Consider the following 6,294-nt stretch of genomic DNA (forward strand, 5'->3'; position numbering starts at 1 on the left):
AACAGCTCCCACAGGCTGTCCGGCACCATCCGCTCGACAAGAGGGGCAGTCACCATCCCAGACTGCCGCAAGATCACACCAAACGAAATGACGTCTAAGTCAAGCCGAAGGGCGGTGCCCTCTTGAGTCCGCGTAGGGTGCCCGCATGATCGTCCGCTGCGTTCAGATTATCAGCCCGACGAGTGGAAAGGTGGTGAATGATCACCCAGGGATCGGGGTCGGCGTGGAGTATCCCGTCCTGGAGGTCATCACAACCGCAAGCCGGGTGCTGCTCCGGATCCCTGAGCGACCCGACATCTTGGTGGAGCGAGACTCTCCTGGGCTGTGGGATGCCGCCATGTTCACCGTCGTCAGCGGCCGAATGCCGGACTGTTGGGTTGCAGGATTGGAGGACGGCCAGGTGACACTGGCGCCGAAGGAATGGCAGCGTCCAGGCTTCTGGGAGGACTACTTCGACGACGAGCCGTCTGCTGGCGCCGAGTACGAGCGTCTGCGAGCGGAGGTCCTCTCCCAGGCGTGATCTCGCATTGGTAATCACTGCTGACGCTCAAGGGGGAGTTACCGGTCATTCGGGCTGAGGACGGGTAGTCGGAACGCCGAGAGCGACGGGCGACCGTTGCGCAAGTCGAGTGGCGTCTGCTTGCTTGGTTCGGACGAAGGTCAGAATCATGTCGATGCCTTCGATCTCGCCGAGCCACTGCTCTTGCTCGGCTCGTTTGCGGCGGAGGATCAAGTCCTTCTCGATCTCCGCGAGTCGCGGCAGCATCTTCGGGTTGACCTGCAGCATCGGGCATCGGATGCAGGCTTATCCGAACCAGCCCAGCTCGACGCTTAGCTCGTCATCGAAGCGCCTCCGCAACGGAAAGTAGTCGTGAAGTCGCCGGACAAGAGCCCGTCTCGGGCGTGTCGCGCTCCGGGGCGGCCGTTCAGCGTGCCTACTGGGAGAACGCGTAGGTTCGGACGGGGTCGAGGTGCAGTTCGTAGGGCCCGAAGCAGTCTGCCGCTAACGTCGCGACCGGGGCGCCGCAGGGACAGGCTCGGTTGAGTCCTTCGTCACCCGTCGGCCCGCAGCAGCCGGTGCTGTTCTCCCAGTTAGGCAGCGGTTGAAGGTCGGGGGCGTCCTCAGGGTGCATCAGCACCGTGCCCGGGACGCCCGCAGAGATGACGAAGCCCTCCTCGCGGCAGACCAGCGGCCCTCGGGATTGAGCCGGCTTCGGGTCCTCCTGATCGTCCTGCAGGACGTAGGGAGGCCCCAGGGCTCAGGATCGATCGCGTAGCAGCCCCGCGGAACGGTGGAGGATGTCCGGCGTGTCTCCTTGTCCCGGTCGGGTTCGTCGTCGGAGGGGACGGCGGCCAGCTCGGCCAGCTCCGGCGTAATCGCGGTGCCGCACTTGGAACAGAGGAAAACGGTCATCCCCTCGTTGTAGTGCTCAGAACTACTGCTTCGCACCTTCGTTTGGCTGCTCGGCGTCGATGCGCGCGACGACGCTGCGGAAATCTGCCGAGATGTACGATGCTGTGTCGGGCCGCGAAGTCACGCAGGGCAGCGAGGTCCTGTTCGACGGCGGCAAGGCTGGCCTCGATCGCGGCAACTTCGCCCAGCCCACCCTGTTCCTGGGCCTCACGGAGCCGATCGTATGGCACAGCCACGGCCATCGAGGTCGCGCCACCTCGCACCTGAGCCCACTTCACGGGTATCCAGGTGCGAGCGCACCGAGCACCCCATCGCCGTCATTGCTTATCGGAGCTCAGGCAGTGGTCCGGAGTTCTTTGGGTAGCAGCCCTCTTCAAGCCGGAAGAGGTACTTCCGGAGGTCCGCGCCGAGCCCTTCAGTGATGTAGGCGGCAAAGTCCCTCACCCCCTCCGCGGCTTCCCGCTCGTCAGACCTGTCGCTGGACGACCATGCGGGCAGTAGGGACTCCAGGTACTCGGTGACCCGCCCACGGTCGCGCCACCAGTCCCGAACAGCCTCGGGTGTCCATCGGCTGTCGCCGTCGCACGCATAGCCGCGGTACGGATCTTCCTGGGCTGCTGTCACCAGGTTCAGGACCTCGGCCGTGGTCGCTGGCTGGCGATACACATATTCACCGAAGTACTCGCCGCCGTAGAGCACATGACGCGGTGCGTGCAGCCGGCCCGTCCAACAGTTATCGGCGATGCCGGTATAGAAGGGGCCAGGAACGTTCAACCAGAGCCGGTCCTCCCAACGCCCGCCGAAGGACGTCTCGGGCTCGCCTTCTGGAAGCGCCGCTATCGGTTCCCAGCACAACTCTTCATAGGTCATCCGCGAAGCTTAGGATCCGATGGGAAGGATCTCTCAACGTCTGCGCTGCTTCGTCCGGTGTGTCGCGCCGGATGTCGGGCATGCCGAGGTGGACCGTGGACGGCTGAGTTGCATGCTCGCGCATGGCCTCCAGCTTCTGCGCGGCGGCGGCCTTGGTGGTCTCGATGGCGGCGACCTCACCGAGCCAGCCCTGGTCGCGGGCCTCCTGGAGGCGGTCGACGAGGTTGGCGTGGATCTCCTGGAGACGTGGCATCTGGGCCGGGTCCACGAGAAGTAGGGGGCATCTGACACAGGCATTTTCATGCTGGCACGGGGTCGCGTAGTCGCGGCCGCAGGTTCCCAGGGCTACCTTGCGGAGTTCGAAGTGGGCCAGGAACTCGTTCCACTCGGTGGTGGTGAGCTCGCGGTACTCCTCGCTGGGCCGTTCGGTTCTGCGACGGGCGATGAAGGCCCGGTGATGGGAGATCACGTCCTCCGGATAGATCGCGGCATAACCCATGGTCGTGTCCAGAGCGGCGTGTCCGCAGATTTTCGCGGCGATGTGCGGGGGCAGTCCGGAGCGGATGGCGTCGGTCACGAAGATCCTTCTGAAGTCGTGGGGGCGCCATTCGAGCGGGTCGCCGGCCACGGTGATCTGGGCGGACTGCGAGGTCGCGACCAGGCACTCGCGTATGTAGCTGCGGGTCAGCGGCCGGTCTTCGGTGCCGTACCGGCGTTGGAACAGGAACGGCATGGGCGGGCTCCAGGTCTGCTCGAACACGTCGTAGGCCGACACCAGCGGCAGAGCGGCGTTCCCGGCCCGGACCCGGAAGATGATCGCGGTCAGCACCTCCGCCAGCTCCGGGGAGACCAGCAGCAGTCGCTCCGCATCAGTCTTGGACGGGGCGACCTGCAGCATCGGCACCACCTCGCCGGTGGTGGGCAGGGTGTAGGCGATGAAGCTGTGGTGGGTGAGCTCCAGCATCTCCTCGATCCGGATGCCGGTGTGCCGCAGCACCTCCACCGTCGCCCATGACCAGAACGCCGCCTCCTCCTCGAGCTCGATCATGTTGCGGCCGAGCCGGTCGAGCATGGTGACGGTGAGGGTGTCGGCCGGGCGCAGGTCGGCGAGGGCGGCGTTGTACTCGGGGCAAATCTTCTCCCGGGTGCCGATCTTCTCGACGTGGATGCGTACGCATCCGGCGCCCTTGAGGAGGCGGACCTGTCCGGCGAGGTCTTGTCCCTCGCTGGAAACGCGGGCGTAGCCGATCCGGTCGCCGGCCCGTGCGAGCGCCGCGCTGACGGGCATCTGCGGCTCCGGTCCGGGAGGCCACGTTCGGCCCGGACCGCGCGCGGCGGGGATGCGGATCGCGGGTCCGGACTTCAGGCCGGGGATCTTGGCGTAGCGGCCGGTGTGGTAGTCGACGGCGACGACGCCGGAGCTCGCGCGGCAGGCGGAGCCGGGCGGAGAACGTCGCCGGCCCTGGGGTGTCCGCTTCGCAGGTCACCCTGCGCTCACGACCACCGCGACCGGCGCGGTGGCGTGCCAATTACAGGGAGAGGTCAGGGCAGTGGAGGCGGGGGCGTACCGGGAACGGGCGGAGCGCCGGCGGCGGATGCGCGGGACGGGCGAGGCCCCGTGGCGACGGCTGGCAGCGCACCGAGGCGGACAACCGGCTGCTGGGGCTGGCCACCTGGTACGGGACGCTGACACTGCACCAGGCGGCCGCCGCGTGCTGGGACGGACAGCCTGAGGCCGCCCGGCGCCGGATCCGGCTGATGTACGAAGCCGGGCTGCGGCACCGGGCGGCGATGTGCCGGCCCCGATCGAGCAAGCCCGCCGCCAGGCCGCAGCTACCGAAGCCGCCGCCCTGCGCCGGGCCCGAGCCGAACGCACCGCCCGGAAAGAGAAGGAGAAGGGGGGGGCTACGGATGCGGTGCCGCGGCTGGGACGCACCGCATGACACGGATTCGCGATCTGCTGGGCTCCGCAGGGCATTCCGTACCTGCAGCCGCACCGGCTGCCCGGAGCCGGCGCCGTGGCCGCCTTGCCCCTGCCCCGTCCCGGCTACTGCGGCCCGGAGCCCTCCAGCTCCTTCAACCGGGCCGCGTAGAGCGCGGTGATCCGCGCAGCCTCCTCCGGGGCGGCCTCCTCCAGCCGGTGGCGGTCCTCCACGCACGCCTGCCGCCGGGCGGCCAGGTCCTCAAGGCGCTGCGGGGCCGCCCCGGCACGGCGTTCCGCCCGGATCTGCTGGCTGTACCAGGCGATCACCTGCCCCACGACCTCCTCGGCCATCCCGTAATCGGCGCCGCCCGGCGGCCAGGTCCCAGCTGGGTCCTGGGCATCCCCTGCGGGTCGGGGGTCGCGGAATCGTGCACGGCAGCCACCAAGAAGACGAGGATAAGGAGGACTTATTCTCAGCACATTTTGACGCCTTCAGCGGGTGGACCGTGGCCCGCACCGACCGGGAGCTTGGGGGCTGGTCTTTCATCCTCACCACCCGTTGCTGCCCTGAGTCACCGCGCCCTACGGTGTCCCGCGTGCTCCCTCGTGCATGAACGGACAGTCATGGACCAAGGTTGGGCGGCGCTGCTCGGTGCCGCGTTCGGCGCCCTATTCGGCGGCGGCGCAGCAATCACTGCCGCATGGCTCGGGCGCAGCGGGATGAAGATGCAGGCACAGGCGATGATCCAGCAGGCGAGCTGGCAGGCCGACGCCACACACGAGCAGTGGCGACGACAGGTACTCCGGGACGCCTGTATCGAGTACGTGGAGGCGGCCCGCCTGGACGTGCACGCCACACGCCGGTACCACTGGCTGGTCATGTTCAATCAACAGGGGATGCCGCGAGATCCCGAGCAGATCCTCCAGCGGTATCACGCCCGCGGGATGCGGCTACAGCGCGCTGCTCTGGTCCTGGAACTGGAGGGCAGCCACGAGGTGCGGGAGGCCGCGCAGAAGATCCTGGACGCAGCACGCGCCATCCCGCCCTTGAACGAGCGCCTCAGAGACAACTACCCCGAGGCGCAGGAGAAGACCCAGCACATGTGGGAGGCCATCGACGAGTTCGTGCGGGTCGCCCGTACGCACCTCATCGGCGAACGATGAAACCGAGTCCCGTTCCTACTCGGGGCCCAAGTGTCATCACCCTGACCAAGCACCGCGCGGCCGGGATCCGGCCACTGTCGGCCCGCTGCCGGACCAAGCGGTCCTGCGGGCCTGCCGTCCCGGACCCGCGCGGGCATAAGCTGACGGCTGATGATCGTTTCGGTGGGGGGAATGGATGTCTGACCTTCGTGCGCTGTTCAGCTCGAACGACCCCGTAGGCGACCGTGAGGCGTTCACCAACCGCCAGGCCCAGTGGACCGCGGCGGCCACCGCCGTCGAGGAGCACCTGCGCCACCTCGCCGACCCGGCCTTCGACGTCGAGGACCTCGAAGCCCTCCGCAACAACCTGGTGGTGTTCTACGGGGTGGGCGGCATCGGCAAGTCCACCCTGCTGCGCAAGCTCGAAGCCTCCCTCACCGAAGCCGAGCAACGCCCCCAGCAGTGTGGCGCCCCGGCGTGGGCGGGGGAGAAGATCCTGCCCATCCGGATCGACCTCGCGCGCAGCCGGGCCGCGACCGGGTCGGTCTTCGAGAACGTCGTCCTGACCGTCCGGCTCGCGCTGGCCGCCGCCGTCGGCCGGCCGCTGCCCAGCTTCGACCTGGCGCTGCGCCGCTACTGGGACGCCCAGCACCCCGGAGAGCCGCTGGAGGAGTACGTACGGCGCACTGGCCTGGCCGGGCGGTTCGGGCAGTTGCTGCCGCAGCAGATGCAGGCCGCGGTCAGCGAGGCCATCGGCACGCTGCAGATGCCCGGCCTGGTCGGGGCGGCGGCGGGGCAGGTCACCACCGCGCTCGTCAAGGCCCTGCGCGAGCGCTGGGACCGGTGTGAGGTTCGGTGAACCTGTCACGGGGATGTTCGGATTCTGGTGTCACTGACGTGTAGGTGTATCGGTGCTGTTCAGGGCTGGTTGGTCAGGTTGATC

The 6,294-nt window shown here is 68.1% G+C and carries 7 protein-coding genes; 3 read left to right on the top strand and 4 right to left on the bottom strand.

The window, feature by feature from the left end:
• Positions 1 to 145: 145 nt before the first annotated feature.
• The gene (locus tag ADK86_RS12340; protein WP_053696629.1) at positions 146 to 520 is read left to right on the top strand and encodes a hypothetical protein; all 375 of its coding nucleotides are present in this window, start codon (positions 146 to 148) and stop codon (positions 518 to 520) included.
• Positions 521 to 565: 45 nt separating this feature from the next.
• Here the strand turns inward: ADK86_RS12340 and ADK86_RS12345 are convergent, their stop codons facing one another.
• The 4 genes from ADK86_RS12345 to ADK86_RS12360 form a co-directional block, all read right to left on the bottom strand.
• Positions 566 to 787: a recombinase gene (locus ADK86_RS12345; RefSeq protein WP_234345822.1), complete on the bottom strand. Its 222-nt coding sequence runs from the start codon at positions 785 to 787 to the stop codon at positions 566 to 568.
• A gap of 951 nt (positions 788 to 1,738) precedes the next feature.
• The gene (locus tag ADK86_RS12350; RefSeq protein WP_053696630.1) at positions 1,739 to 2,284 is read right to left on the bottom strand and encodes a hypothetical protein; all 546 of its coding nucleotides are present in this window, start codon (positions 2,282 to 2,284) and stop codon (positions 1,739 to 1,741) included.
• On the bottom strand, positions 2,274 to 3,572 hold the full coding sequence (locus ADK86_RS12355) for a tyrosine-type recombinase/integrase (protein WP_199834393.1): 1,299 nt from the start codon (positions 3,570 to 3,572) through the stop codon (positions 2,274 to 2,276). The genes ADK86_RS12350 and ADK86_RS12355 overlap by 11 nt, the downstream gene beginning before the upstream one ends.
• 759 nt (positions 3,573 to 4,331) lie before the next feature.
• Entirely contained in the window at positions 4,332 to 4,559 is a 228-nt protein-coding gene (locus tag ADK86_RS12360) for a hypothetical protein (protein WP_053696631.1), read from the bottom strand.
• A 273-nt stretch (positions 4,560 to 4,832) separates the two neighbouring features.
• Between ADK86_RS12360 and ADK86_RS12365 the strand changes: the two genes are divergently transcribed.
• Together ADK86_RS12365 and ADK86_RS12370 are read left to right on the top strand one after the other, a co-directional pair.
• A complete protein-coding gene (locus ADK86_RS12365; protein ID WP_053696632.1) occupies positions 4,833 to 5,372 on the top strand; it encodes a hypothetical protein in 540 nt (179 codons plus the stop codon).
• Between the two features lie 175 nt (positions 5,373 to 5,547).
• On the top strand, positions 5,548 to 6,210 hold the full coding sequence (locus ADK86_RS12370; RefSeq protein ID WP_053696633.1) for a hypothetical protein: 663 nt from the start codon (positions 5,548 to 5,550) through the stop codon (positions 6,208 to 6,210).
• The last annotated feature ends 84 nt before the right edge of the window (positions 6,211 to 6,294 follow it).

Source organism: Streptomyces sp. NRRL F-5755 (assembly GCF_001279365.1).
GTDB classification, from domain to species: Bacteria; Actinomycetota; Actinomycetes; order Streptomycetales; family Streptomycetaceae; genus Streptomyces; species Streptomyces rimosus.